Source organism: Frigoribacterium faeni (assembly GCF_011761235.1).
In the GTDB taxonomy this organism is placed as follows: domain Bacteria; phylum Actinomycetota; class Actinomycetes; order Actinomycetales; family Microbacteriaceae; genus Frigoribacterium; species Frigoribacterium faeni_A.
Genome location: NZ_JAAOYW010000003.1, coordinates 162789 through 186249, shown reverse-complemented (window position 1 = coordinate 186249; position 23461 = coordinate 162789). Strand labels below are relative to the sequence as shown.

General features: G+C 73.6%; 22 protein-coding genes and 1 tRNA gene. 9 read left to right on the top strand and 14 right to left on the bottom strand.

Translation table 11 applies throughout. The features are described from left to right. Window positions 1–31: 31 nt before the first annotated feature. Entirely contained in the window at window positions 32–2377 is a 2346-nt protein-coding gene (gene ligA, locus FHR78_RS12965; RefSeq protein WP_166760957.1) for an NAD-dependent DNA ligase LigA, read from the bottom strand. Then, a complete protein-coding gene (gene mnmA / locus FHR78_RS12960; RefSeq protein WP_166760956.1) occupies window positions 2374–3540 on the bottom strand; it encodes a tRNA 2-thiouridine(34) synthase MnmA in 1167 nt (388 codons plus the stop codon). The genes ligA and mnmA overlap by 4 nt, the downstream gene beginning before the upstream one ends. 77 nt (window positions 3541–3617) lie before the next feature. Here mnmA and FHR78_RS12955 point away from each other — a divergent pair, with 77 nt between their 5' ends. The 3 genes from FHR78_RS12955 to FHR78_RS12945 all read left to right on the top strand — a co-directional run bounded on the left by FHR78_RS12955 (window position 3618) and on the right by FHR78_RS12945 (window position 5790). Next, window positions 3618–4889, top strand: a complete 1272-nt coding sequence (locus FHR78_RS12955; RefSeq protein WP_166760955.1) for an MFS transporter — start codon at window positions 3618–3620, stop codon at window positions 4887–4889. 39 nt (window positions 4890–4928) lie between these two features. Beyond that, a tRNA-Leu gene (locus FHR78_RS12950) sits at window positions 4929–5010 on the top strand. A 39-nt stretch (window positions 5011–5049) separates the two neighbouring features. Then, on the top strand, window positions 5050–5790 hold the full coding sequence (locus tag FHR78_RS12945) for a DedA family protein (RefSeq protein WP_166760954.1): 741 nt from the start codon (window positions 5050–5052) through the stop codon (window positions 5788–5790). A 153-nt stretch (window positions 5791–5943) separates the two neighbouring features. Here the strand turns inward: FHR78_RS12945 and FHR78_RS12940 are convergent, their stop codons facing one another. The 3 genes from FHR78_RS12940 to murI form a co-directional block, all read right to left on the bottom strand. Then, window positions 5944–6546, bottom strand: coding sequence for a non-canonical purine NTP pyrophosphatase (locus FHR78_RS12940; RefSeq protein ID WP_166760953.1), 603 nt, complete (start codon window positions 6544–6546; stop codon window positions 5944–5946). After that, entirely contained in the window at window positions 6543–7286 is a 744-nt protein-coding gene (gene rph, locus FHR78_RS12935; RefSeq protein WP_166760952.1) for a ribonuclease PH, read from the bottom strand. The genes FHR78_RS12940 and rph overlap by 4 nt, the downstream gene beginning before the upstream one ends. Window positions 7287–7357: 71 nt before the next feature. Continuing rightward, on the bottom strand, window positions 7358–8215 hold the full coding sequence (murI, locus tag FHR78_RS12930) for a glutamate racemase (protein WP_166760951.1): 858 nt from the start codon (window positions 8213–8215) through the stop codon (window positions 7358–7360). A gap of 82 nt (window positions 8216–8297) precedes the next feature. Between murI and FHR78_RS12925 the strand changes: the two genes are divergently transcribed. Beyond that, window positions 8298–9587: a nicotinate phosphoribosyltransferase gene (locus FHR78_RS12925; RefSeq protein ID WP_166760950.1), complete on the top strand. Its 1290-nt coding sequence runs from the start codon at window positions 8298–8300 to the stop codon at window positions 9585–9587. Between the two features lie 13 nt (window positions 9588–9600). On the opposite strand, the gene FHR78_RS12920 is transcribed toward FHR78_RS12925, so the two are convergent. The 3 genes from FHR78_RS12920 to FHR78_RS15690 are packed head-to-tail and all read right to left on the bottom strand — an operon-like array spanning window position 9601 to window position 12977. Further along, a complete protein-coding gene (locus FHR78_RS12920) occupies window positions 9601–9861 on the bottom strand; it encodes a DUF3039 domain-containing protein (RefSeq protein WP_166760949.1) in 261 nt (86 codons plus the stop codon). 24 nt (window positions 9862–9885) lie between these two features. After that, window positions 9886–11451 (bottom strand): ABC transporter permease, encoded by a 1566-nt coding sequence (locus tag FHR78_RS12915; RefSeq protein ID WP_166760948.1) that lies wholly within the window; start codon window positions 11449–11451, stop codon window positions 9886–9888. Further along, a complete protein-coding gene (locus FHR78_RS15690) occupies window positions 11427–12977 on the bottom strand; it encodes an ABC transporter ATP-binding protein (RefSeq protein ID WP_347878205.1) in 1551 nt (516 codons plus the stop codon). Before FHR78_RS15690 ends, FHR78_RS12915 begins: the two co-directional genes overlap by 25 nt. A 348-nt stretch (window positions 12978–13325) precedes the next feature. Between FHR78_RS15690 and FHR78_RS12905 the strand changes: the two genes are divergently transcribed. The 5 genes from FHR78_RS12905 (at window position 13326) to FHR78_RS12885 (ending at window position 16852) form a co-directional block, all read left to right on the top strand. Next, window positions 13326–14036 carry a phosphocholine cytidylyltransferase family protein gene (locus FHR78_RS12905; protein ID WP_347878204.1) on the top strand — a complete coding sequence of 237 codons (711 nt, stop codon included), beginning with the start codon at window positions 13326–13328 and terminating at the stop codon, window positions 14034–14036. A gap of 49 nt (window positions 14037–14085) precedes the next feature. Further along, window positions 14086–14883, top strand: a complete 798-nt coding sequence (locus tag FHR78_RS12900; RefSeq protein ID WP_166760947.1) for an ABC transporter permease — start codon at window positions 14086–14088, stop codon at window positions 14881–14883. Beyond that, complete coding sequence (locus FHR78_RS12895) at window positions 14883–15647, top strand: ABC transporter ATP-binding protein (protein ID WP_166760946.1); 765 nt, start codon at window positions 14883–14885, stop codon at window positions 15645–15647. Before FHR78_RS12900 ends, FHR78_RS12895 begins: the two co-directional genes overlap by 1 nt. A gap of 9 nt (window positions 15648–15656) precedes the next feature. Next, a complete protein-coding gene (locus tag FHR78_RS12890) occupies window positions 15657–16445 on the top strand; it encodes a hypothetical protein (RefSeq protein WP_243862565.1) in 789 nt (262 codons plus the stop codon). Between the two features lie 122 nt (window positions 16446–16567). Next, window positions 16568–16852 carry a hypothetical protein gene (locus tag FHR78_RS12885; protein WP_166760945.1) on the top strand — a complete coding sequence of 95 codons (285 nt, stop codon included), beginning with the start codon at window positions 16568–16570 and terminating at the stop codon, window positions 16850–16852. Here the strand turns inward: FHR78_RS12885 and FHR78_RS12880 are convergent. The 6 genes from FHR78_RS12880 to FHR78_RS12855 form a co-directional block, all read right to left on the bottom strand. Then, complete coding sequence (locus FHR78_RS12880) at window positions 16842–17150, bottom strand: helix-turn-helix domain-containing protein (RefSeq protein ID WP_166760944.1); 309 nt, start codon at window positions 17148–17150, stop codon at window positions 16842–16844. The two genes, FHR78_RS12885 and FHR78_RS12880, sit on opposite strands and share 11 nt — an antisense overlap. An 87-nt stretch (window positions 17151–17237) precedes the next feature. Continuing rightward, entirely contained in the window at window positions 17238–18500 is a 1263-nt protein-coding gene (locus FHR78_RS12875) for a CDP-glycerol glycerophosphotransferase family protein (RefSeq protein ID WP_166760943.1), read from the bottom strand. A gap of 60 nt (window positions 18501–18560) precedes the next feature. Next, entirely contained in the window at window positions 18561–19436 is an 876-nt protein-coding gene (locus FHR78_RS12870) for a glycosyltransferase family 2 protein (protein ID WP_166761170.1), read from the bottom strand. Further along, window positions 19433–20239 carry a CDP-alcohol phosphatidyltransferase family protein gene (locus FHR78_RS12865; RefSeq protein WP_166760942.1) on the bottom strand — a complete coding sequence of 269 codons (807 nt, stop codon included), beginning with the start codon at window positions 20237–20239 and terminating at the stop codon, window positions 19433–19435. The genes FHR78_RS12870 and FHR78_RS12865 overlap by 4 nt, the downstream gene beginning before the upstream one ends. A gap of 7 nt (window positions 20240–20246) precedes the next feature. Then, window positions 20247–21290, bottom strand: coding sequence for a glycosyltransferase family 2 protein (locus FHR78_RS12860; RefSeq protein WP_166760941.1), 1044 nt, complete (start codon window positions 21288–21290; stop codon window positions 20247–20249). Between the two features lie 147 nt (window positions 21291–21437). After that, window positions 21438–23402: a S1C family serine protease gene (locus FHR78_RS12855; protein ID WP_208393212.1), complete on the bottom strand. Its 1965-nt coding sequence runs from the start codon at window positions 23400–23402 to the stop codon at window positions 21438–21440. Between the last annotated feature and the right edge of the window lie 59 nt (window positions 23403–23461).

Here is a 23461-nt window from a genome sequence, read left to right as displayed (position 1 = left end):
AGCGCGACCCGCCTCCTGACCAGGGATTTCGTCACTCGGGGGGCTGGTCGTCCCCCGAAACGGGAACAGGCAGCCCCGCTGGGCCCTCCTTAATGAGGACAGCGAACTCGGCCGCGTCGATGATGCGCACGCCGAGCTGCTCGGCCTTCGTGAGCTTCGACCCGGCGCCTGGTCCGGCGGCGACGAAGTCGGTCTTCTTGCTCACGCTGTTGCCGGCCTTGCCGCCCGCGGCGAGGATCGCCTCCTGGGCGCCCTCGCGGCTGAAGCCCTCGAGGCTGCCAGTCGCGACGACGGTGAGGCCCGAGAGGACTCCCCCGGCCTCGACGGCCGCGCCCGGCCCCGGGTGGTCGGGTGTGCTGAGCTGCACGCCCGCGGCGGCCCAGCGCTCGACGATCTCGACGTGCCAGTCGACCTCGAACCAGTCGCGCAGCGCGTCGGCGATGATGCCGCCCACGCCGTCGACGGCGGCCAGGTCGTCGCGGCTCGCGGCGCGGATGGCGTCGAGCGACCCGAAGTGGCCCGCGAGGGCCCGAGCGGCCACGGGACCGACGTGGCGGATGCTGAGGCCGACGAGGATGCGCCACAGGGGGCTGGTCTTCGCCTTCTCGAGGTTGGCGAGCATCTCGATCGCCGTCTTCGAGGGCACGCTCGTCTCGTCGCCGGCGAACTCGGCGGCGTCGGGGTCGTAGAGGCCGTCCTTCTTGGCGCGGCGACGACGGAACGGCGTGACGAGCTTGGGCAGCCCGTCGGCCTCGAGCTTCTCCATGCCCGTCTCGGAGTCGCGCACGACCACCTTGACGGGGAACACGTCGCGCATCGTGAGGTCGAACAGCCCGGCCTCGGTGCGCAGCGGCGGGGTCGACGGCTCGACGGGCTGCGTCAGCGCCGCCGCGGCGACCTCGCCGAGGCCCTCGACGTCGAGCGAGCCCCGGGAGGCGATGTGCTCGACGCGGCCGCGCACCTGGGCGGGGCAGCTCTCGGCGTTCGGGCAGCGCAGGTCGACGTCGCCCTCCTTGGCGGGGGCGAGCACGGTGCCGCACTCGGGGCACTCGGTCGGCATGACGAACTCGCGCTCGGTGCCGTCGCGGAGCTCGACGACCGGCCCGAGCACCTCGGGGATCACGTCGCCGGCCTTGCGCAGCACGACGGTGTCGCCGATCAGCACGCCCTTGGCCTTGACCACCTGCTGGTTGTGCAGCGTGGCCTGTCGCACCTCGCTGCCCGCGACCTCGACCTTGCGCATGACGGCGAACGGCGTGGCCCGGCCGGTGCGGCCGACGCTGACGACGATGTCGAGCAGCTCGGTGTTGACCTCTTCGGGCGGGTACTTGAACGCGGTCGCCCAGCGGGGCGCCCGGCTCGTGGCGCCGAGCTCGTCGTGCAGCGCGAGGTCGTCGACCTTGACGACGATGCCGTCGATCTGGTGCTCGACGCTCGAGCGGCGCACGCCGTAGTCGCGGATGAACCCGGCAACCTCGGGCACGGTGTCGTACACGCGGAAGTGGGTCGAGATCGGCAGCCCCCACGAGGCGAGCAGCTCGTACACCTCGCTCTGGCTGTGCACGTCGGTGTCGCGCTCGAGCTCGCGCACCGGCCAGGCGCCGATGCCGTGCACGAGCATGCGCAGGCTGCGCAGGCGGGCGTCCATCAGGGCGCGCTTCTCGGGGCTCTTGCCCTCGGCCTTCTGCCGCAGCGAGCCGGCGGCGGCGTTGCGGGGGTTGGCGAAGACGCGCTCGCCCGCCTCGCGCTGCCGGGCGTTGAGCTGGTCGAACTCGGCGACCGGGAAGAAGATCTCGCCGCGCACCTCGACGATCGGCGGGTGGCCCGACCCGGCGAGCCGCTCGGGGATGGTGCCCATCGTGAGCACGTTGCCCGTGACGTCCTCGCCGACGACGCCGTCGCCGCGGGTCGCGGCCGTGACGAGCACGCCGTGCTCGTAGCGGAGGTTGATGGCGAGCCCGTCGATCTTGAGCTCGCAGAGGAACCGCACGCGCTCGGCGCCGGCGTCGCGCTCGACCTTGCCCGCCCACTCGGCCAGCTCGTCGTCGCTGAAGACGTTGTCGAGGCTGAGCATGCGCTCGGCGTGCTCGACCGGGGCGAACTGCGTCGTCTCGGCCCGCCCGCCGACCGTCTGCGTCGGGCTGTCGGCCGTGAGCAGCTCGGGGTGCGCGGCCTCGAGCTCGGCGAGGCGGCGCACGAGGGCGTCGTAGTCGGCGTCGGACGCCGTCGAGGCGTTGCCCTCGTAGTACTGGTCGCGCAGCTCGAGCACGCGCGAGGTCAGCCCGGCGACCTCGTCGCGGGCGGCGGCGAGGTCGTCGGGCGTCGTCTCGGGCACGGCGTCGGCGGCGACGGCCTCGGCGCTCGCCTCGTCGCTCACGGCGCGGGGACCGGGACGGCGCTGACGGGGGCAGCGCTGACGGGGACAGCACTGACCGGCACGGCGCTGACCGTCCGGTCGATGGTGCACTGGCCGAGCACGCGGGTGCCGACGTAGACGACGGCGGTCTGCCCGGGGGCGACGCCGCTGAGGGGCTCGTCAGGAGTGATCACGAGCTCCGTTCTACCCTCGACGACCGACACTCGCGCCATCGCGGGCACCGGGTCGGCGTGCGCCCTGATCTGGACGTCGCAGGCGAACGCCGTGGCGGGGTCGACCGGCGCGCGGCCGGCCCACGTGTACGAGGCGCCGGCGATCTCGGCGATCTCGAGCGCCTCCTTCGGGCCCACGACCACCGTGTTGTCGACGGGACGCACCTCGAGCACGAAGCGGGGCTTGCCGTCGTCGGACGGGAACCCGATGGCGAGGCCCTTGCGCTGGCCGACCGTGAACGCGTGCGCGCCCTGGTGCGTGCCGATGGCCTCGCCCGAGCGGTCGAGGATGTCGCCGGGCTCGGCGCCGACGCGCTCGGCCAGCCAGCCGCGGGTGTCGCCGTCGGGGATGAAGCAGATGTCGTGGCTGTCGGGCTTCGCCGCGACGCTCAGGCCGCGCGCGGCGGCCTCGGCGCGCACCTCGGCCTTCGACGGCGTGGCCCCGAGCGGGAACATCGAGTGCGCCAGCTGCTCGGCGGTGAGCACGCCGAGCACGTACGACTGGTCCTTGGCCCAGGCGGAGGCGCGGTGCAGCTCGCGCCCGCCCTGGTCGTCGGTGACGATGGTGGCGTAGTGCCCGGTGCAGACCGCGTCGAAGCCGAGGGCGAGGGCCTTCTCGAGCAGCGCCGCGAACTTGATGCGCTCGTTGCAGCGCATGCAGGGGTTGGGGGTGCGCCCGGCGGCGTACTCGGCCACGAAGTCGTCGACGACGTCGAGCTTGAACCGCTCGGAGAAGTCCCACACGTAGTAGGGGATGCCGATGACGTCGGCGGCCCGTTGGGCGTCCATCGAGTCCTCGATGGTGCAGCAGCCGCGGCTGCCGGTGCGGAGGGTGCCGGGCATCCGGCTGAGGGCCAGGTGCACCCCGACCACGTCGTGGCCGGCCTCGACCGCCCGGGCCGCGGCGACCGCCGAGTCGACGCCGCCGCTCATCGCTGCGAGGATCTTCATCCGTCAAGTGTAGGCACCCGGGGGCCGCCCCCGGCGGGGGCGCCGCGCTCGCGGGCGGGCATAGTGTGGCTCGTGCCATGACGTCGACGCCCTCCCCCGCCTTCTCGTTCCGGTCCGTCGCCCTGTCGGCCTTCCTCCCCGCCGCGCTGTTCGCCATCGGCGAGGGCGCGATCATCCCGATCATCCCGGTCGTCGCCAGCGACCTCGGGGCGTCGTTGCCCTTCGCCGCGTTCGTCGCGGCGCTGATCCTCGTCGGCGAGCTGATCGGCGACGTCCCCAGCGGCTGGCTCGTCTCGCGCATCGGCGAGCGCACGGCGATGATCTCGGCGGCCCTCGTGAGCATCGTCGGCCTGCTCACCTGCGTGGCCGCGCCCAACGAGTGGGTGCTGGCCGGCGGCGTGCTGCTGATCGGCCTCGCGACCGCCGTGTTCGCCCTGGCCCGGCACGCGTTCATGACCAGCTTCGTGCCCGTCGAGGTGCGCGCGCGGGCGCTGTCGAGCCTGGGCGGCGTCTTCCGCCTCGGCTACTTCGTCGGGCCGTTCCTCGCGGCCGGCACGATCCACCTGACGGGCTCGACGCAGTCGGCGTTCTGGATCCACGTGGCCGGCTGCCTCGGCGCCGCCGCCGTGCTGCTCGTGCTGCGGGACCCGTCCGAGGTGCTCCGCGAGCGCCGGGCCGCCGCCGCGGCGCCCGTCGACGCCCCGACCCCGGGCGAGGAGGCGGTGGCGAAGGAGGCGGAGGGCCTGTTCCGCACGCTCGCCCGCCACCGCGGCGTCCTCGTCAAGCTCGGCAGCGGGGCCGCCCTGATCGGCGCGATGCGCGCCGGGCGCCAGGTGATCCTGCCGCTCTGGGCCGTGAGCATCGGCGTGAGCGCGCCCCAGACCGCCCTCATCATCGGCATCGCCGGGGCCGTCGACTTCGCGCTGTTCTACACGAGCGGCCAGATCATGGACAGGTGGGGCCGCCTGTGGAGCGCCGTGCCCTCGATGGTCGGGCTGTCGATCTCGTACCTGGCGCTCTCGCTCACCCACGACCTCGACGCCCGGGTGGGCTGGTTCGTCGCCGTCGCCATGTTCATGTCGCTCGCCAACGGCATCGGCAGCGGCATCCTCATGACCCTCGGGGCCGACCTCGCCGACCGGGCCGACCCGGCGCCGTTCCTCGGGGCCTGGCGCTTCACCGGCGACGCCGGCAGCGCGGCGGCGCCCCTGCTCATCTCGGGGCTCACCGCCGTCGTGTCGATCTCGCTCGCGAGCGGCGTCATGGGCGTGCTGGGCCTCGTCGGCGCCGTCATCCTGCTCCGCTACGTGCCGCGGTACTCGCCGCACGTGCCGCGCGAGCTGCGCTGACGAGCCGACCCGCTCCTCCTCGGTAGGATCGGTCTGCCCGCGGGAGTGGTGAAACTGGCAGACACGCAGGATTTAGGTTCCTGTGCCTTCGGGCGTGAGGGTTCAAGTCCCTTCTCCCGCACGAGTAGCCTGAGCACGCTCGCACTCCAGAAAGAGACTCATGCTGCCCCTGGCGACCATCTCGTGGCTCGACCCCGAGTACCTGCTCTCGGCGTTCGGCCCGTGGGCCGTTCTCGGCGTCTGCCTGCTCGTGTTCGCCGAGACCGGCCTGTTGATCGGGTTCCTGTTCCCCGGCGACACGCTGCTCATCATCACGGGCATCCTCGCGGCCACGAACCCCGGCGCCCTCGGCCTGCCGATCTGGCTGATCGCGATCCTCATCGGCATCGCGGCCTTCGCGGGCGGCGAGCTCGGCTACCTGATCGGCCACAAGGTCGGCCCGCGCATCTTCGAGCGGAAAGAGAGCGGGCTCTTCAGCAAGGCCAACGTCAAGCGCACCAACGCCTTCTTCGAGAGGTTCGGGCCGCTCGCGGTGATCATCGCCCGCTTCGTCCCGGTCGTCCGCACCTTCGCGCCGATCATGGCGGGCGTCGGCCACATGAGCTACCGGCGCTACTCGCTCTACAACGGCATCGGCGCCCTGGTCTGGGGCTTCGGCGTCACGATGCTGGGCTTCGGCATCGGCCACATCCCGCCGATCGCCGACTTCGTCAGCACCTACATCGACCTGATCCTGCTCGGGGCCGTGCTCGCGACGGTCATCCCCGTGGCGATCCACTACCTCCACGGGGTGCACACGGCCAAGCAGCACGAGGCCGACGGCACCGCGGAGGCCGAGCCGCTCGCCGCCGACGCGGCCACCGACGCCCCCGCGACCGGCCCCACCCCGACCCAGGTCTGACGCCCCCGCCCTCCGTCCCTCTCCCCGTTCAGGAACGCGCGTCCTGATCCGTGCAGTTCAGGAGGCGGTGGTCCTGCACCGTGCACCGGTCAGGAACCCGGGCCGGCCGCGTCCTGAGTCGTGCCGCCCGCCCGGCCACCGGCCGGCCGCGCCCTAGCCGGCGAGCGCCGCCACGTGCGGGGCGATCGCCCGGAACGCGCGCGACCGGTGGCTGACCGCGTTCTTCTCGTCCGGCGTGAGCTGTGCCGCGCTGCGGTCGTCGCCGTCGGCGCGGAACACGGGGTCGTAGCCGTGCCCGCCCGTGCCGACCCGCGCCTCCAGCACGGTGCCCGGCCACTCGCCGTACTCCACCAGCTCGCGGGCGGCGACCGAGCCGTCCGCCGACGCCGGCACGACGAGCGCCGCGGCGCACGAGAAGTGCGCCGAGCGGTCGGCGGCCCCGACGAGGTTCGCCAGCAGCAGGTCGATGTTGTCGTCGTCGTCGCGGGTGCCCGCGTACCGCGCCGAGTGGATGCCGGGGGCCCCGCCCAGGGCGTCCACCGAGATGCCGCTGTCGTCGGCGAGCGCCGGCAGCCCGGTGTGGGCGGCCGCCGCCCGGGCCTTGATCAGCGCGTTGGCGGCGAAGGTGTCGCCGTCCTCGACGGGCTCGGGGCCGTCGTAGGCGACGAGCTCGACGCCGGGCGCGGTCTCGGCGAGCAGCAGCCGCAGCTCGCGCACCTTGCCCTGGTTGTGCGTGGCGATGACGACCTGCGTCACGCGCCCAGCACCTCCTGCTGGACGCGCGTCAGGTCGGCGCCCCCGGCGACGGCCAGGTCGAGCAGCTCGCCGAGCTCGCGGCGGTCGAAGGGCGCGCCCTCGGCCGTGCCCTGCACCTCGACGAACAGGCCGGAGCCCGTGACGACGACGTTCATGTCGGTCTCGGCGCGGACGTCCTCGACGTAGGCGAGGTCGAGCAGCGGGACGCCGTCGACGATGCCCACCGAGACGGCGGCGACGCTGTCGGTCAGCGGGGTGGCCTTCTGGCCGATGAACTTCTTCTCGCGGCCCCACTCGATCGCCTGGGCGAGGGCGACGTACGCGCCCGTGATGGCGGCCGTGCGGGTGCCGCCGTCGGCCTGCAGCACGTCGCAGTCGAGCACGATCGTGTTCTCGCCCAGGGCCTTCGTGTCGACGACCGCGCGGAGGCTGCGGCCGATCAGGCGCGAGATCTCGTGGGTGCGGCCGCCGATCTTGCCCTTGACGCTCTCGCGGTCGTTGCGCGAGCCGGTGGCGCGCGGCAGCATCGCGTACTCGGCGGTGACCCAGCCCTTGCCCTTGCCGGCGAGCCAGCGCGGCACGCCGTTGGTGAAGGAGGCGGTGCACAGCACCTTGGTGTCGCCGAACGAGACGAGGGCGCTGCCCTCGGCCTGGGCGCTCCAGCCCTTCTCGATGGTGACGCGGCGCAGCTGGTCGGCCCGGCGGCCGTCGGCGCGGACGAGGTCGGTGGTGTCGGTCATGGTGTCTCCCCTGGTCGGGTGGGCCCGGCGTGCCGGGTCTGGTCTGATCTGGTCTGGCTGGTCTGGTCCGGTCAGGCGCGCGGGCCGGCCGCGCGCAGGCCGTCGGGCAGCTCGATGGCGCCGGTCTCGAGGTGGCCGACGCGCGACACCTCGGGCCCGAGGAACCGCTTCGCGAGCCGCAGGAACCCGCCCTCGTCGGCGCCCGTCGCCTCGAATTCGTACCGGGGCACGCTGCCCGCCGGCGCCTCGAGGTCGTGGTCGACGAGGGTGCGGTACACGTCGGCGGCCGTCTCGTCCGCGCTCGAGACGAGCCGCACCTCCGGCCCCATCACGTACTGGATGGCGGCCGACAGCAGCGGGTAGTGCGTGCAGCCGAGCACGAGGGTGTCGACGCCGGCCTCGCGCAGCGGCGCCAGGTACCCGGCGGCGAGCTCACGCAGCTCGGGGCTCGAGGTGTCGCCGGCCTCGACGAACTCGACGAAGCGCGGGCAGGCCTGCGTGAAGAGCTGCAGGTCGGCGGCGGCGGCGAAGGCGTCCTCGTAGGCGCGCGAGCGGATCGTGCCCTCGGTGCCGATGACGCCGATGCGCTTGTTCCGCGTCTGGCCCACGGCCGAGCGCACGGCGGGCTGGATGACCTCGACGACGGGGATGCCCGCCCCCTCGGTGTAGCGCTCACGGGCGTCGCGCAGCACGGCGGCCGAGGCGGTGTTGCAGGCGATGACGAGCAGCTTCACGCCCTGGGCCACGAGGTCGTCCATGACGGCGAGGGCGTACTCGCGCACCTGCGCGATGGGCTTCGGGCCGTACGGCGAGTGGACGGTGTCGCCGACGTAGAGCACCGACTCGCGGGGCAGCTGGTCGATGATCGCCCGCGAGACGGTCAGCCCGCCCACGCCGCTGTCGAAGACTCCGATGGGTGCGTCCGTCACGGTCGACGAGCCTACCCGGAAGGAGGCGCGGCGAGCCCGGACGCCCCGGTCACGACCGCCGCCGCTCCCCTAGTGTGGGCACGTGACCAGTGCACTGCTGACCGACCGCTACGAGATCACCATGGTGGAGGCGGCCCTGAAGGCCGGCACCGCCGACCGGCAGAGCGTGTTCGAGCTCTTCGCCCGGCGCCTGCCGCAGGGACGGCGCTACGGCCTCGTCGCCGGCACGGGTCGGTTCCTCGCCGAGCTGAGCCGGTTCCGCTTCGGCGACGCCGAGCTGGCCTGGCTGCGCGACGGGCACGTCGTCGACGACCGCACGGTCGACTGGCTGGCCGACTACCGCTTCTCGGGCGACATCCGCGGCTACGCCGAGGGCGAGGTCTACCTGCCGGGGTCGCCGCTGCTGGTGGTCGAGTCGAGCTTCGCCGAGGGCGTGCTGCTCGAGACCCTCGCGCTCAGCGTCTTCAACTACGACTCCGCCGTGGCCAGCGCCGCGGCCCGCATGGTGTCGGCGGCCGACGGCAGGCCCCTCGCCGAGATGGGGTCGCGCCGCACGGGCGAGCGCAGCGCGGTCGCCGCGGCCCGCGCCGCCTACATCGCCGGCTTCCGCGCCACGAGCAACCTCGAGGCGGGACGCACCTGGGGCGTGCCCACGATGGGCACCGCCGCGCACGCCTTCACCCTGCTGCACGACACCGAGCGCGAGGCCTTCGAGGCCCAGGTGGCGAGCCTCGGCCCCGGCACCACGCTGCTCGTCGACACCTACGACATCCCCACCGCGGTGCGCACCGCCGTCGAGGTCGCCGGCACGGGGCTCGGCGCCGTCCGCATCGACAGCGGCGACCTGCCCGCGCTCGTCTCGCAGGTGCGCAAGCAGCTCGACGACCTCGGCGCGACCGGCACGAAGATCACCGTCACGAACGACCTCGACGAGTACACGATCGCGGCGCTCCGGGCGGCGCCGGTCGACAGCTACGGCGTCGGCACCTCCGTGGTGTCGGGCTCGGGGCACCCGGCCGCCGGCATGGTGTTCAAGCTCGTCGCGCGCCAGGGCGCCGACGGCGAGTGGGTCTCGGTGGCGAAGAAGTCGGCCGACAAGGCGACCGTCGGAGGCCGCAAAGAGCCGGTGCGCGTGCTCGTGGACGGCGTCGCGACGACCGAGCTGGTGCGCATCGGGGGCGAGTCGACCGGCGACGGCGAGCGGCGCCTCCTCGTGCCCCTCGTCACCGACGGCGTCGTGGACGAGCGCTGGACGGGCCCCCAGGGCGTGCAGCGGGCCCGGGAGCACCGCGCGGCCGCTGTGCACGAGCTGCCGCCGAGCGCGTTCCGCCTCGGGCGCGGCGACCCGGTGCTGCCGACCGTCTACGAGTGAGCGGGCAGCGGCCCTACTCGGACTTCATCTTCTCGTAGACCTCTTTGCAGGTCGGGCAGACGGGGAACTTCTCGGGGTCGCGCCCCGGGGTCCACTTCTTGCCGCACAGCGCCTTCACGGGCTTGCCGCTCAGCGCCGACTCCATGATCTTGTCCTTCTTCACGTAGTGCGAGAAGCGCTCGTGGTCGCCGGGGTCGACGGCATCTTCGTTGAGGAGCTTCTCGAGCTCGCGGTCCAGCACGTCGAGTCCGCCGCCGGTCTGTGTGTCGCTCATGACGACAATGGTACGTCGTCGGTGTCAGCTGCGCAGGGTGAAGGCCAGCAGCTCGGGCGCCCGCCGCGTGAAGGTCCGCGAGCCGATCGCCACGCCGGCCACCAGCACGACGACCCCCGCCGCGAGGCCGAGGAGGAACGACATGACGTCGGCCCCCTCCTGCCCCTGGAGCAGGTAGCGGCCGGCGAACCAGAGCGACGGCGACGTGGCCAGCACGGCCCCGCCGATCATCGTGACCTGCGCGGTGACCGAGGCGCTGCCGTGGGCCTGCGGCTGCTGGAACGGGTCGTCGTGCGGGCGGACCGCGGCGTACGGCATGGCCGCCGACATCACGCTCGAGAGCCCGAGGCCGCTGAGCAGCAGACCGGCCGAGACGCCGATCTCGGGCAGCAGCGCGCCCCAGTCGCCGAAGAGCCAGGTCGCGACGACCGAGCCGAGCACCACGAGCGGCACGCCGAGCAGCAGAGGAGGCGCCAGTCGCCCCGCCCGGTCGGCCAGGCCCCGCGTGCCGGCCGCGACGTGCAGCCAGAGGGCCGTGCTGTCGTAGGCGACGTCGTTGTGCGGCAGGAACCCGAGGATGAGGCACATGAGGGGCACGGGCACGAGCGCGAGCCAGTGCCAGCTGATGCCGGCGATGCCGAGCGGCACCACGAGCAGCGGGAGGATCGGGATGATGACGAGCGACATGCGGTAGCGGGCGTCGCGCATCCAGTAGGTCAGGCTGCGGCCGGCCACGGCGCCGGTCGGGGTGGCGCGCACGAACTCGAACCAGCCGAGGCCCGCCGCGTCGTCGGCCACGTCGGGCTCGGGCTGGTCGACGAAGGCCCGCGCGACGAGGGCGCGCCAGGCGACCCAGAGGGCGACGAGGGTGAGCACCGCGACGACGAGGTCGGCGACGACGCGGCCCGTCTCGCCGACGGCGGCGTGGCCGGGCACGGCGAGGGCCGCCCCGAAGGGCGTCCAGGCGAGGACGTCGGCGACGACGCCCCGGCTCGTGCCGCCCGGCAGGGACGCGCGCACCAGGTCGACGACCAGCGGCACGAGCAGCACCGCGACCACGACGGCGCCCGCGACGAGGAACTGCCGGGCCCGCCGCGTCGTGAGCACCACGCTGTTGACCGTGGCGGCGACCAGGGACGCGAGGTAGGCCGTGAGGCCGGCCAGCACCACCGAGACGACCGCGAGGGAGGCGATGCCCTGCCCCTCTCCCCACGACCGGACGTAGCCGGGGGCCACGGCGACGAGGGCGAGCACGGGCAGCCCGATCGCGCCGCCCAGGGCGAGGCCGATCGCGGCCGCCCCCTCGGGCACGCCGAGGACGGCGAGCCGGCGCGGGTCGCTCCACGGGGGCCGGACGCGCGAGAAGGGCAGCACGCTGTAGCCGACGACGACGAGGGCCCCGCCCCCGACGACCAGGGCGCGCACGTCGGAGAGCGGGTCGTCGCGCAGCGAGCCCGCGAGCGCGGAGACGGCGAGCGAGGCGCCGAGGACGAGGAGGACCGAGACGACCGTGATCAGCAGGCGACGCGGCTCGTGCCGCACCGTGTTGGCGATCGTCTGGAGCCTCAGTCGGAGAAGCTCTGCAACCATTCCATGCCCTCCGTGACGGCCCGGCCGCCGGCCAGCTCGACGAACGTCTGCTCGAGCGAGCGGCCCGCCCTGACCTCGTCGACGGTGCCGCTGGCGAGCACGTGCCCGTCGACGATCACCGCCACGCTGTCGCAGATGCGCTCGACGAGGTCCATGCTGTGGCTCGAGAGCAGCACCGTGCCGCCGCCGGCGACGTAGCGCTGCAGCACGTCGGTGACGGTGGCGGCCGAGACCGGGTCGACCGACTCGAACGGCTCGTCGAGCACGAGCACGCGGGGCGAGTGGATGACGGCCGCGGCCAGCGCGATCTTCTTCGTCATGCCGACCGAGTAGTCGGCCACGAGACGGCCGAGGGCGTCCTGCAGCCCGAAGGCGGCGGCGAGGTCGGCGGACCGCTTGCGGGCGGTCGCGCCGTCCAGCCCGCGGAGGGTGGCGGAGTAGTACAGCAGCTGGGCGCCCGTGAGGCGGTCGAAGAGCCGGAGGCGGTCGGGCAGCACCCCGAGGGCGCGCTTCGCCGCCGCGGGGTCGTCCCACACGTCGGAGCCGAGCACGGACACCGTGCCCTCGTCCGGGCGCAGCAGGCCGGTGACGATCGAGAGCGTCGTGGTCTTGCCCGCGCCGTTGGGGCCGACGATGCCGTAGAACGACCCGGCCCGCACCTCGAGGTCGACGCCCTCGACGGCGACCGTGGCGCCGTAGCGCTTGGCGATGCCCTTGATGGCGAGGACGACGGGGCGCTCTCCGTCGACCGCAGGAGGCGCCGCCTCGGCGTCGAGGTCGGTCGCGTCGCCGTCGGCACCGGCCGTCGCCTCGGGGTCGGCCTCGTCGGCCTCGGTCTCGGTCTCGCCCGCGTCCTCCGCGTCGGCCGGTGGCTCGACGGCGGCGACCGCGTCGCCGTCGACGTCGGAGCGGGTGTTGGTGTCGGTGTCGGTGTCGGCGTCCGCGTCCGCGTCCGCGACCGTGTCGGCGTCCGTGTCCGCCTCGGCGTCGGTCTCCGACTGGGTCTCCACGTCCGCCTCGGGGTCCGCCGCCGTGTCGGCGTCCGTCGCCTCGGCGGGGGCGCCCTCGGCGACGACGTCCTGTGCGTCGCCCTCGGCCGACGCGTCGAGGTCGGCCACGACCTGCTCGGCGGCCGCTGCCTGCTGGGCGGCCGCCTCGGCGGCGGCGGCCTCCTCCGCGGCGGCGGCGGCGGCCGCGGCCGCACGTGCCCGGGCGTTGGCGGCGCGGGTGGCGGCCGCCTTCTTGGCGGCTGCCGAGCGGTCGGCGGCCGTGCGCGTGGCGGCGGGCTTGCGCTTCGGGGCGGGGCGGGCGTTCCTCGCGGCGGAGGCGGCGCCTCCTGCACCGGCGGGGCGGGCGCGGCCCGCCTCCTGCTCGCCGGACGAGTCGGCCGACGCCACCCCCTCGGGTGCGGTCGTCGGCGTCGCCTCGTCGTCCATGTCGTCCCCCTGGTGAACCGTGTCCCCACCGCTGCTCGTCGGCTCGTCGGGGTGCCGGGCACCCTCCTGGTCGTCGCGCGCGGAAGCCATCGCACCACCGTACCAAGCGCGGGCCCCCGGCACGCCCGCCCTGCCCCCATCACGAAAGGGACACGACTGCGAAGGGACCTGCCCATCCGGCGCCCCGCGCGGTAGTCTGGCCGAGCACGACGACGTGTCCACATCGAGTCCCGAGGGTGAACGCCGCCCGAACACCAGACGGAGGGGCGCCACAGACGGCGCCCGACCGCACCTCCCGGGGCACGACCCAGCACCTGTCCAGACCCGGGGCCCGCCCCACGGATCACCGATCCGGCGTCGAGGCGGCGCACCGCGACGGCCCTCACCACGGCCGGCACGGCACGACAGGCAGACAGTCAGCCCCACGAGGAGACAGACGTGAGCAAGACAGACAGCACCTCCCCCCAGATCGTGATCCTGGCCGCCGGCCTGGGCAGCCGCCTCGGGCGCTCCCTGCCGAAGGCGCTGACCGAGCTCAGCGACGGCCGCACGATCATGCAGCAGCAGTTCGACAACATCCGCTCGGCGTTCGGGCCCGACGCCCGCATCACGGTCGTCGTCGGCTACAAGTTCGAGCACATCGTCGAGGCGTTCCCCACCGCCTCCTTCGTCTACAACGAGCAGTACGACCAGACCAACACCTCGAAGAGCCTGCTGCGCGCGCTGCGTGCCAGCACCTCGGGCGGCGTGCTCTGGATGAACGGCGACGTCGTCTTCGACCCCGAGGCGCTGCGCCGCGCCTCGCGCCTCGTGCGCGACGAGCAGTCGTTCGTCACGGTCAACACCTCGAAGGTCTCCGACGAAGAGGTCAAGTACACGACCACCGCCGAGGGCTACATCTCGCAGCTCTCGAAGCAGGTCGTGGGCGGCCTCGGCGAGGCCGTCGGCATCAACTTCGTCTCGAAGGCCGACAAGCCCGCCCTCGTGCGCCAGCTCGCCAAGGTCGACGCGCAGGACTACTTCGAGCGCGGCATCGAACTGGCGATCGAGCAGGACGGGCTACTCTGTGAGCCCGTGGACATCTCCGACCTCTACGCCGTCGAGGTCGACTTCGCCGAGGACCTGGAGCGCGCGAACCTCTTCGTGTGAGCCGGTCCGGCCCTCCGGCCGGGGTGACCGCCCGACACCGAGGACACCCGTGAGCACAGCCCTGGCCGATCGCCCCCGGCGCACCGGTGCCGCGCGCTACCGGCAGACCCTGTGGCTGCTGACCAGTCGCGACCTCAAGGTCCGGTACTCGACGTCGGCGCTCGGCTACGTGTGGTCGATCCTCGACCCGCTCGTCATGGCGGGCATCTACTACTTCGTCTTCCAGGTCGTCTTCAAGCGCTCCGTCGGCGAGGACCCGTACATCGTGTTCCTGCTGAGCGGCCTGCTGCCCTGGATGTGGTTCAACGGCGCCGTGTCGGACAGCACGCGGGCGTTCATCCGCGAGGCCAAGCTGGTCCGCTCGACGAAGATCCCCCGCACGATCTGGGTGTTCCGCCTCGTCGGCTCCAAGGGCATCGAGTTCGCCCTCAGCCTGCCGGTCCTGGCCCTGTTCGCCGTCGTCGGGCGTGCCGAGCTGCACTGGCAGGTGGTGTTCCTGCCCGTGGCCATGGTCATGCAGACCGTGCTCGTGGCGGGCGTCGGCCTCGTGGTCGCCCCGCTGGTCGTGTTCTTCCGCGACCTCGAGCGCGCCACCAAGCTGGCCCTGCGGTTCCTCTTCTACGCGTCGCCCATCATCTACGGCACACAGGACCTGCCCGACGAGCTGCACCTCCTCGCCGCGTTCAACCCGCTGAGCGGCATCTTCGGCCTCTACCGGGCGGCGTTCTTCCCCGAGCAGCTCGACCTGCTCGAGGTGCTCGTCGGCGCCGGCATGTGCGTCGTGCTGCTCGTGATCGGGCTGGGCGTGTTCCGGGCGAGCGAACGCGCCGTCCTGAAGGAGATCTGATGACCCCGACGTCCGGGCCCGAGCCCGTCATCCGCGTCGACGGCGTCGGCATCCGGTTCCGCCGCAACCGCCGGGGCCGCCGCTCGTTCAAGGACCTCTTCTCCGACTCGAGCCGTCGCTCCCGGCCCGGCGAGTTCTGGGCGCTGAGGGACGTCTCGTTCGAGGTGCGCCCCGGCGAGGCCATCGGCGTCGTGGGCCGCAACGGCCAGGGCAAGTCCACGTTGCTCAAGCTGGTCGCCGAGGTCATCCTGCCCGACACGGGCAGCGTCACCGTCTCGGGAGGCGTCGCTCCCCTGATCGAGATCACCGGCGGCTTCGTGGCCGACCTCACCGTGCGCGAGAACGTGTACCTGACGGCCGGCCTTCACGGCATGCGGCGCCACGAGATCGACGATCGCTTCGACGAGATCGTCGACTTCGCCGAGATCTCCGCGTTCGTGGACACCCCCTACAAGCACCTGTCGAGCGGCATGAAGGTGCGCGTCGCCTTCGCGGTGATCTCCCGCCTCGAGGAGCCCGTCATCCTCGTCGACGAGGTGCTCGCCGTCGGCGACAAGGCGTTCCGCGAGAAGTGCTACGCGCGGATCGAGCAGATGCTCGCGGACGGCCGCACGTTGTTCCTCGTCTCGCACAACGAACGCGACCTCAAGCGCTTCTGCGCCCGGGGGCTCTACCTCGACAAGGGCGAGCTCGTCTTCGACGGCCCCCTCGACGAAGCCCTGGCCCGGTACTCCTCCGACCATCCTCCCCGGCCCGCGGCGTAGCATCCACGGATGCACGACCGCCACGTCTCGCCCCGTCCCGCCGCCGACGCCCTCGTCGGCACCGCACCCGGCAGCACCTCCCCCGAGTCGCTGCGCCCCGCGCCCGACGACGCCGTGACGGCGGACTCGCCGTGGCTGCGCCGCCTCGACCGCCTCCTCGCCGTCCAGCGCCCCGTGGTCGTCAAGCACGTCGCCGCGCTCCGACGCCGCCACCGCAAGGCCGACCCGGCCAAGCTGATCCGCATCCTCGAGCGCGAGTACCTCACGGCCGTCACGTCGGGCGGCGCGGCCGTCGGGGCGAGCGCCGTCATCCCCGGCGTCGGCTGGGGCGTCTCGCTGGCCCTGTCGGGCGTCGAGACGGCCGGGTTCCTCGAGGCCAGCGCCCTCTTCGCCCAGTCGGTCACCGAGGTGCACGGCATCGCCGTCACCGACCCCGAGCGTGCCCGGGCGCTCGTCATGACGATGATGATGGGCGCGCCCGGGGCGACGCTCGTCCGGCAGTTCGCCGGCGAGGCCCTCGGCACCGCCCCCGCCCGCAGCGCGTTCTGGGGCGAGCTCGTCACGCAGAAGCTGCCCAAGACCGCAATCAGCGGCCTGACCGACACGGTGCGCAAGCACTTCGTGCGCCGGTTCGCCGCCTCCCAGACCGCCACGGTGCTCGGCCGGGCCGTGCCCTTCGGCGTCGGCGCGGTCGTCGGCGGCACCGGCAACCACCTGCTCGGCCGCAAGGTCGTGACGAGCGCCCGCGACGCCTTCGGCCCCGCCCCCGCCTCGTTCCCGATCGAGCTGCGGGCCTGACGCCGGCGAGGGCCTCCCGGCCCGGGCCCGCACAGGCTCGTCGCCCCGTGCGCCCTCCCCGGACCACCCCTCGCCCCCAGGGCGCGGAGGGAGAGGTCGGGGGTCGGACCTAGCCTCTGGCCATGTCCGTGACAGCACCCACCGCCTACCGCGTCCCCTTCCGCCTCGACCGCTCGCGCGGGCCCCGCGTGCTCCGGCTCGTCAACGACGGCCCCGAGACCGTGTCGGGCCTGCGCGTCACCCTGCTGGGGTCGGGCCTGCTCGTCCCGGTGTCGACCGCCGCGCTGCAGCCCGGCGAGTCGATGTCGGTGAGCGTCATCGGGCCCGAGCTCGTCACCAGCTCGATCGCCGTGGTGCGGTGGTTCCGGCCCACCCGCGAAGAGTACCTCTGGCGGTTCAGCTTCTAGCCGACCGTGCCCGGCGCTCGGCGACGTAGTCGGCCGCCGAGAACGTCTCGAGCACCGGCGGCAGGTGGTCGGCGGACATGCCGCCCACGAGCACCGCGGGGTCGACCCCGAGCACGGCCGCGAGGCGCACGATCGTGTGCAGCACCGGGTTGCCCACGCCGCGCTCGATCTTGCCGTAGTTCGACACGTTCATCCCCGCGAGGTGGGCGACCTCGTCCTGGCTCAGGCCGAGGCGGAGCCGCTCCTCGCGGACACGTTCACCGAAGAGCAGGGCGGCAGGAGAAGTCGGCTCGGGCATACCTCATGGATACGCTCCCCAGCGGTACAACTCCAGATGCCAAGCGCCTGGATGATGCGGCACAGGTGCTGTGGAACAGGTGACTCATCACCTGCTCTCGGTGCCCTCCGCCTCGTGCGCCCCGCCGCCCTCGCGTCGGGCGAAGTCGTCGCGCCGCTCGACGAGCCGGTGGACCGCCTCCTCGAAGCGCGCGGTCGCGGCCCCCGGGGTCGTGTCGCCGAAGTGCCGGCGCACCCAGTGGTCGAGGCGGGCCAGCGCCTCGGGGTCGTCGCGGACGCGGTCGACGACCTCGACGACGCGCGAGGCGTCGCCCGCCTCGAGCCACTCCGCCGCCCCGAGGTAGCCGCGCTCGTCGACGTCGGCCTCGCCCGACGCGGGCCGGGTCACCACGAGGGGCTTGCCGGTGGCCAGGCGGTCGTAGACCATCGCCGAGATGTCGGTGATCGCGACGTCGGCGGCCGAGAGCTGCCAGTCGAGCTGGGGGCTGGTGTCGTAGACGTGGCCCGCGCCCGGGTCCGCCGCGTTCGCGGCCTCGACGGCCGCCACGACGGCCTCGTGCGCCCGACGGTAGTCGCGGTCGACGACGCCGCTGCGCGGGTGCGGCCGGTAGACGAGCCGGTGCCGCCCCGAGGCCAGCAGCGCCTCGACCAGCGGCACCCCGTGGGTGGCGATCGAGCCGTAGGTCGCCGCCGGGCGGTCGCCCTCCCACGTCGGCGCGTACAGCACGACGACGCGGCCGTCGGGCTCGAAGGGCGGGCGGCCGGAGGCGTGGTCCGCCTGCGGCCGCCCGATGGCCACGGTGCGCCGGTCGAGGTCGTAGTCCCACAGGACGGCCTCGAGCCGGGCCCGGGCGGCGTCGCCGGCGACGAACGCGTAGTCGTAGGCCTTGAACTGGTTCGTGGTCATGTACATCTTGTCGCTCTCGCCGTGGTTGACGAAGACGTGCCACATGCGCCCGTAGCGCATCATCTGGAAGTTCTTGGCGTTCTGGTTCACGTACAGGGTCATCGCGAGGGGGTGGGACTCGACGAACGCCTCGAGGTCGACGACCTGCCGCGCGTAGACGACCGGCACCGGGGACTCGTCGAGCAGCGCCAGCATCGCTCCGGGCGACCGGGCCACGATGGCCACCGGCACCGTCTGCGCGAGGTGGGCCAGCGGCGCGTACCACTGTCGGATCTGGTACATGTTCACCGTCGTGTCGGCGAAGTAGACGGCCACGCGGACCGTGCCCGGGGCCGGCTCGCGACCCGTGTCGCCGAGCCGGTCCAGACGGCGGCGCTGTCGCCGCGACCGGAGGGCGCGGACGGCGAGTCCCCGGGCGAGCGAGAGATCCCGTATCAAGGGCACGAAGGGTCCTCCTGGTGTGCTGAGACGCCCGACGACCGTCGCGCGTCGAGCCCGTCCAGGCTAGATCACCGGTGGTCGGCCGGCCCTGGACATGCGGAGCACCGTCGCCCAGCCGACGGACCGCCGGCCGCCCGGCGACGTGCGCCAGCCCTCGGCCCACCCGCCGAACCAGGCACGGAGGCGCGCGGGCGTCCGCGCCCAGCGCAGCACCTGGACGGCGGTCCAGCTGCCGACGTAGAGCGGCACGAGCGGCCACGGCAGGTTGCGCTTGGCGAGCCACACCCGGTTGCGTGCGTTGAGGCGGTGGTACTCGGCGTGGCGGGCCGGGTCGATGGCCGGGTGGTGCGCTACCAGGCCGCCCTCGTAGCGGACCCGCAGGCCCTGGGCCCAGACGCGCCAGGCGAGCTCGATGCCCTCGTGGGCGTAGAAGTACGGTTCGCCCCATCCCCCGCAGGCGTCGAAGACGGTGCGGGGCATCACGGTCGCGCCCTCCCAGACCGAGAACACGTCGCTCGACGTCGCGGCGTCGCCCTTGCGCAGTCGCGGGATCCAGCGCCGGGGCGACGTCGCCCCCGACGCGTCCACGACCCGGGGCTGCACGAGCCCGACGTCGCCCTCGCGCTCCATCAGCGCGACGGCGTCGGCGAGGAACGTCGAGGACGGGACGCTGGCGTCGTCGTCGAGGAAGAACAGCCAGTCGCCCGTCACGTGCTCGACGCCGCGGTTGCGGCCCGCGGGGATGCCGACGTTCTCGGGCAGCACGACCACCCGGACGCCCTCGGGCACCGGCCCCGGCCCGCCGCCGTTGCCGACGCACACGACGTCGACCTCGACGCCGACCTGGGCGAGGACGCTCTCGAGGCCGCGACGCAGGTCGTCCGGTCGGCGGCCCTGGGTGAGGCTGACGACGCCGACCCGGGGCGGCGACGCGCTCAGGAGCGGACCCGCTTCGACGCCATGATGGCCACGAAGTGGCCGACGAGGGCGAGCACCGAGAGCGGCAGCAGGACGGACACGAGGACGCGGTCGGCCGTCGGCTCGCCGACGACCAGGCCCACCAGGGCGGCGACGAAGGCCAGCATGGTCAGCTCGACCGAGTGGTACAGGCGGTGGAACGGCACGAACCGCGCCGCGGAGCGCAGCCGGGAGAGGAGGCGGCCGCTCGGCACGGTCGCTCCCCCGCGCTTGTCCTCGAGGCGGGTCAGCCCGGCGTTCGCGCGGGCGACGTGCACCATGTCGTTGAGCGCCTTGTTGAGCACGACGACGAGGGCGAGGGCCGTGCCGAGCGTCGTCCACAGCCAGTCGGCGGGCACGTCGAACGGGAACCCGGCCGCCCGCACGCCGAGCACGACCGGGATGAGGGCCTCGGTCGAGTAGTGGCCGACCTTGTCGAGGAACACGCCCGCCGGCGAGCTCGTGCCGCGCCACCGCGCGACCTCGCCGTCGGAGCAGTCGACGAGCATCTGCAGCTGACCGAGCACGAGGGCCAGGGCCGCGCCTCCGAGGCCGGGCACGAGCAGCGCCGCCGCGGTCGCCCAGCCGGTGAGGATCATGAGCCCCGTGACGCCGTTCGCGGTGACGCTCGTCTTCAGCAGCCACCACGTGAGGTACGGCGACACGTCGCGGAGGTAGAGCGAGGCCGTCCAGTGCTCGGCGTTGGCGCGGCTGCGCACCTCGGGCGGCTGGGCCACCCGTCGCAGCTCGGCGATGGACGTGGGACGCGTGGGCACCGCGGTCATGGCGTCGCTATCTCCCCGTGTGGGCGGTGATGTTGCCCGTCAGGTCGAGGAACCCCGCCACGAAGCCGAGCCCCCAGCCGAAGTGGATGGAAGGCAAGACTACGAGAAACCACAGCCGCGTGCGGAGGTCGTCGCCCCGCGCGGCCAGCAGCGCGGCCAGCACGACGAACAGCAGGTAGAAGCCGGGGACGACGAGGCCGACCAGGGCCCAGGCCGCGGCCGTGCCGGTCGCCAGGCCGACGAGCCCGACGACGCCCGCGAGCAGGCCCAGGGCGACCCCGAGCACCATCGCCGGCGGCACGAGGTAGCGCAGCGTGTTCGCCTTCGGGAACCGGCGGGCGAGCTCGCCGCGCCAGAGGCCCGTGGCGACGAACTGCCGTGCGAGCTTGCGGAGGCTGGGCCGCGGCCGGTAGGTCACGACGAGCTCGGGCGTGAACCAGACGGTGCCCCCCGTGGCGCGCAGGCGGCGGTTGAGCTCCCAGTCCTGTCCGCGCTTGACGCCCTCGTCGAAGAGCCCGACCTCGAGGAGGCGGTGGCGCAGGAACACGCCCAGGTACGCGGTCTCGGCCGGCCCCTCCTCGCCTCCGACGTGGTGGGGCGTGCCGCCGAGGCCGACCCGGCTGCCGTAGGCGCGGGCGACGGCCTTCTCGAACGGCGTGCGGCCCTCGGCGAGCATGATGCCGCCGACGTTGTCGGCGCCGCTGCGGCGCAGCGCCTCGACGGCGAGGCGGGTGTAGTCGCGGGGCAGCACCGAGTGCGCGTCGACGCGGACGGTGATCGGGTGCACGCTGGCCCGGATGGCCACGTTGAGGCCCGCCGGGGTGGAGCCCAGGGGGTTCGGCAGGCTGCGGATGCGCGGGTCGGCGGCCGACATCTCGGCGACGACCTCGTCGGTGCGGTCGACGCTCGGCCCGAGGGCGAGCAGGACCTCGAACGGGCCCTCGTAGTCCTGGTCGACCAGGCTCTCGACGGCGGCCCGGATGTCGCGCTCCTCGTTGAGCACGGGCATGACGTAGGACACGCCGGGCGCCGGGCTGTCGGGGAAGGTCATGGAGGGGCCTCGGGATGCGGCGCTGTCGCGCTGTGGGTCGAGGCCGGGGCCTCTCGTGATCTCGGCGAGCCTACCAAGGCGACAGGGCGGGCCGGGGCACGAGGTGCCCCGACCCGCCCTGAGGAGGAGCCGCGTCGTCCGCGAGGATCAGCTCGTCAGCGTGCCGAGCGTGACCTGGGCGGTCGCCTCCTTGCCGTCGCGCACGTAGGTGAGGTCGGCCGTGGCGCCGCCCGCCAGGAACCGCACCTGGGCGGTGAGGTCGGTGCGGCTGGTGACCGCGATGCCGTTGAACTCGGTGACGACGTCGCCGGCGCGCAGCCCGGCGTCCTGGGCGGCGCCGTCGGGGCTGATCTCGACGATCAGCGCGCCGACCCGGTCGGCGCCCTGCGCCGTCGCCGCGTCGTCGACGCTCGCGCCCAGCAGGCCGTGGGTGGCGCTGCCGTTCGCGATGATCTCCTTCGAGACGCGCTGCACGAGCGCGGACGGGATCGAGAAGCCGACGCCGATGCTGCCCGAGGACGAGCCCGAGCTCGCGATCGCGACGTTGAGGCCGATCAGGTCGCCCTTGGCGTCGAGGAGCGCGCCGCCCGAGTTGCCGGGGTTGATCGACGCGTCCGTCTGGATCACGGGCAGGGAGATGACGCTGCTCGCCTGGTTCTGCGTGCCGCCGTCGCCGTTGTTGAACGAGAACGGTCCCTGGCCGTTGTTGTCGCCCTGCTCGCCCTGGTCGCTGCCGTCGGTCGGCGCCGCGGACGACTGGACGGTGATGCTGCGGTTCAGGGTCGAGATGATGCCGTCGGTCACGGTGTTCGACAGCCCGAGCGGGGCGCCGATGGCCACGGCCGTGTCGCCGACGTTCAGGTCGGACGAGTCGGCGAAGGTGATGGGCTTGAGCCCCGTGGCGTCGACCTTCAGCACCGCGAGGTCGACGGTGGGGTCGAGGCCGACGACGTCGGCGGGCAGGATGTTGCCGTCGCTGAGGGTGACGGTCACCGTGCCGGACGCGCTGGCCCCGTCGAGCGTGACGACGTGGGTGTTCGTCACGATGTAGCCGTCGGCCGACACGATGACGCCCGAGCCGGTGCCGCCGGACGACCCGCTCGCGACGTTGATCGTCACGACGGACGGCGTCGCCTTGGCCGCCACGGCCGTGATCGCGGTGGCGTCGTCGTAGTCGTTGACCGTGAGCTCGCGGGACGGCCCGCTCGAGGCCGACGTGGTGCCGCGGCCGTCGGCCACGACTCCCCCGACGACGCCGCCGAGCGCCCCGCCGGCGATGAGGCCGACGGCGAGCGCAGCCGCGAGCACGCCCTTGCCGCCGCGACGCTTGGTCGCGGTCGAGGAGGGCGGGGCCCACGCCGCGGCGCCCTGGGCGGCGCCACCGGCGACGGGACGGCCGAAGGCGTCGGTCGACGCCTGCGACGAGGCCTGCTGGTGGGAGCCCGGCTGCGGGCCGCCGGACTGGGGGTACGACCCGGCCTGGGCGTACGACGACGGCTGCTGGTACGACGCGGGCTGCTGCGACGACGCGGGCTGGGCGTACGACGACGGCTGCGCGTACGACTGCGGCTGCGCGTACGACTGCGGCTGGGCGTACGACTGCGGCTGGGCGTACGACGACGGCTGGGCGTACGACGACGGCTGCTGGTACAACCCCGGCTGCTGCTGTCCGGCGGTCTGCGGGTACGACCCTGCGCCCGGGTACGAGCCCTGCTGCTGGTGCGAGCCCTGCTGCGGGTACGACGGCTGCTGCGGGTCCGAGCCGTGCTGGGCGGAGGAGCCCTGCTGCCCCGTGGGCTGGCCGTACGCCGTGGGCTGCTGCTGCTGCGCGCCCGGCTGCTGCGGCGCGGGACGGCCGTCCTCGGCACGCGACCCGGAGCCGGCGAGGGAGCCCGGGGTGCTGCCGGGCAGGGGCGGGGCGCCGAACGTCACGCCCGGCTGGTCGGCGCGCGGAGCGGGCGCGGTGGTCTCGGGGCGGTCGGCGGGCGACGCCTGGTCGACCCGCGCCTCCTCGGCCGGGCCCCCGGTCGTCGGCACCTCGCGGGTCGCGTCGGCGTCGTGCTCACGGTCGGGGCCGACGTGGTCGTCCGCGCCTCGGGGGGTCTCGTTCATGAGGGTGTGCTCCTTCCAAGCCCCGCCAGACTCGTCGTGCAAGCTGTGCAGCGCATAAG